We start from the raw sequence: 3195 nt of genomic DNA on the forward strand, positions 1-3195 counted from the left end.
GACGATGGTAACTGGTCGCCCGGGCCCCGTCGTCCTCGATGTTCCCTTTGATATCTTCAAGGAAGCCGCCGCGGAAGAAACACCCCGGCCCGAAGAATGGACAGCCAACATCTCCTCTCGCTGCGGCGCTGACCCGGACGGTGTCGTCAAGGCCGTAGACATGCTGCTGACTGCCAAAAAGCCGGTCATCGTTGTTGGCCAAGGTGTGCGCTACGGCGGAGCCGCGGAGGAGTTGCTCGCGCTCGCCGAGCGTCTCCAAATCCCCGTCGCCTCATCGGCGAGCGGCCTCGGAGGCCTGCCGGTCGATCACCCACTCTCGCTCGGCCTCGTTCAACGCGGTGGCACCTACCAGGCGAACCATGCCTGCCGCCAAGCCGACGTGCTGCTCGCTCTCGGCGTCCGCTTCGATGACAGGACGGCGAGCTCCTGGCTGCCGGGCTACTCCTTCACGATCCCGCCGACGAAACTCATCCACGTCGACATAGATCCGGAGGAGATCGCCCGCAACTATCCTGTCGCCCTAGGCCTTATGGCCGATGTGCGCACGTTCCTGCGCCAGCTCATACAGGAACTCGACCGACGCAAACACACGCCAGGCCCGACCGAAACGAGCCGAAAATGGCTGGCGGACATCGACAGCTACCGTGCCAAATGGGACGCATTCGTTGCCCCTGGCATGACTGACGATTCAACGCCGATCAATCCGCAGCGCGCCGCAGTCGAGATCGACAAGGCATTGCCGGAGGATGCCATCCTCGTGAGTGACATCGGCGTCCACCACAACTGGCTGCTCCAGTTCTGCAAGCCCTCTCGTCCGGATTCCCTGATCGGCTCGATGGGGTTCGGCCCGATGGGCTTCGGCGTTGCCGGTGTCCTCGGCGCCAAGCTCGCCGCCCCCGAACGCCCCGCCGTCTCAGTCTGCGGTGACGGCGCCTTCTTCATGCACGCCAACGTCCTTGGCACCGCTGTCGAGTACGACATCCCCGTCGTTTGGGTGGTCTGGAACAATTATGCCTACGGCTCGATCCGCGGACTGCAACGCGGCTATCTCCAGAATCGCGAACTCGCGACCGATTTCCATCACCCGGAGACCGGCGCTCCTTACAATCCAGATTTCGCGGCCATGGCCCGCTCTGCCGGCGTCAAAGGCGTAAGCATCGATCGTGCGGGCGACCTGGGGGACGCAATCCTTGAGGGCATCAATAGCGGCAAGCCCTACCTGATCGACGCCAACATCGGCGGCGACCTCAACCCGCCCGGCGCCGGTGTCTGGGAATTGCCGGGCATTGGGGTAAACAAGCCGGCGATCGGGGAACGCTACGTCCCCGACGCGCCTTGAACGACCAACTACCCCACAACTTCAATTCGCTTCCGAAGGTCGCCATGACCAATCAAGCCGAAGTAAAGAACATTAACGAAGTGCTCTGGGAGGAGTTTCCCGACCATTATGGCGGCGCACTTTCCAAGCTTCTATTCAGCCCCGAAAATAGCACTGCCAGGCATCTCGACTATCGGATATCGACCTACGCGAGAAAGGCCTATGTTGCTCGTCATAAGCACAATGTCCAAGAGCAGATTTATCATGTCCTCGACGGCGAAGGCCTGATGGAGATCGGCAACGAGCATCGTGTGGTCCGTAAGCATGACGTCATCTTTCTGCCTCCGGGCGTCGAGCATGCGATCCACAACACCGGGATCGGCGACCTGACGTTCCTCGTGATCACATCGCCGGCGCGCGACGGCTAGCGCGGGCATGGCGGCCGAAAAAAAGCGCTACGATCTGATCGTGCTGGGTGCCGGCGCAGGCGGAATGACGGCCGCGACAGTCGCTGCACTGGAAGGGCTACGCGTACTGCTGATCGAAAAATCAGAGTACGTTGGCGGTACGACCGCGATTTCCGGCGGCATGATCTGGGTGCCGCAGAATCACCTCATGGCGCGTGCGGGCCTTCCCGACTCGCGGTCTGCCGCAGAAGCTTATCTCGCGGCAACCGTGCCCGAGGATAGCGCCCGCGCTGCGCTTGCCACTTACCTTGACACCGCCCCCGACGCCATTCGCTATCTCTGCGAGAAGACGGAGGTCCGCCTTACCCCGGTTACGTGCTATCCCGACTACTATCCGGACCTCGAGGGCGCGACCCTGGGCGGTCGTGTGCTAGAACCCGAACCTTTTGATGGCCGTATGCTCGGCCCCGATTTCAGGTGCCTGCGCCCGCCCTTGCAAGCATTCACCATCCTCGGTGGTATGATGGTTGCGCGCAACGATATTCCCCACTTCCGCAATGTCACCGCTTCACCGGCCTCTTTCCTGCGTGTCGCCCGACTCGTTGTCCGCCACGCCATCGAACGTCTCACCCATGCGCGCGGCACCTCGCTCGTGCTCGGAAACGCCCTCGCCGGCAGACTTTTCCTTTCGGCGCGTCGCGCCGGCGTCACGTTTCGTCTTGCGACAACCGTCGATCAGCTCCTGATCGAGAACGGCCATTGCCGCGGCGTGCGCATTGATAGCAAGGGCCCAAAGCCCACCGAGATCCGTTCTGACAAGGGCGTCGTGATCGCAACTGGTGGCTTCTCACATGACCTCCAGTTTCGCCGCAGAATGATGCCTGCGGTCGCTGAAGAACTCTCCGCGACTATCGAGACCATCACGGGAGACGGGCTGCGGTTGGCCACCAACGCCGGCGCCACGCTCGACACGCATGGCGCCGACCCGGCCTTTTGGGTCCCCGTCTCCGCCCAAACAGCGGAGAACGGGCGCACCGTCGTCTACCCCCATACCGTCACCGACCGCGCCAAGCCCGGCGTGATCGCTGTCGACCAGACCGGCTCCCGGTTCGTCAACGAGGCCGTCTCTTATCATGAATTCGTCCGCGCTATGCTGCGCTCTCCGAACCGCGCGGCCATGCGCGCCCATCTCCTCTGCGATGCCCGCTTCCTGTGGCGCTATGGTCTCGGTGCGATAAAGCCCTTCACGCGGCGGCTCGAAGCTTTCCGGCGCGTCGGCTATCTCAAGTCCGCTGCCACCATCGAATCGCTGGCAGCGGAAATCGGAGTAGACGCCGTCAACCTCCTCGCAACCATCAACCGCTACAACAAAGCTGCCACCGGTGGTAGCGATCCCGACTTCGGGCGCGGTAGTGACGACTACCAGCGCCACCTCGGTGACGCGGCGCAACGGCCCAACCCGTGTGTCGC

At 62.8% G+C, this 3195-nt stretch carries 3 protein-coding genes; all 3 read left to right on the forward strand.

Going from position 1 to position 3195, the window contains the following annotated elements; genetic code table 11:
- Nucleotides 1–1339, forward strand: a 1339-nt coding sequence (locus AC33YF_RS13355; RefSeq protein ID WP_491777705.1) for a thiamine pyrophosphate-binding protein, incomplete at its 5' end; no start/stop codon positions are given.
- 44 nt (nt 1340–1383) lie between these two features.
- A complete protein-coding gene (locus AC33YF_RS13360) occupies nt 1384–1746 on the forward strand; it encodes a cupin domain-containing protein (protein ID WP_491777706.1) in 363 nt (120 codons plus the stop codon).
- A gap of 7 nt (nt 1747–1753) precedes the next feature.
- Nucleotides 1754–3195, forward strand: a 1442-nt coding sequence (locus tag AC33YF_RS13365) for an FAD-dependent oxidoreductase (protein ID WP_491777707.1), incomplete at its 3' end; no start/stop codon positions are given.

It is taken from the genome of Methyloceanibacter sp., assembly GCF_058506495.1.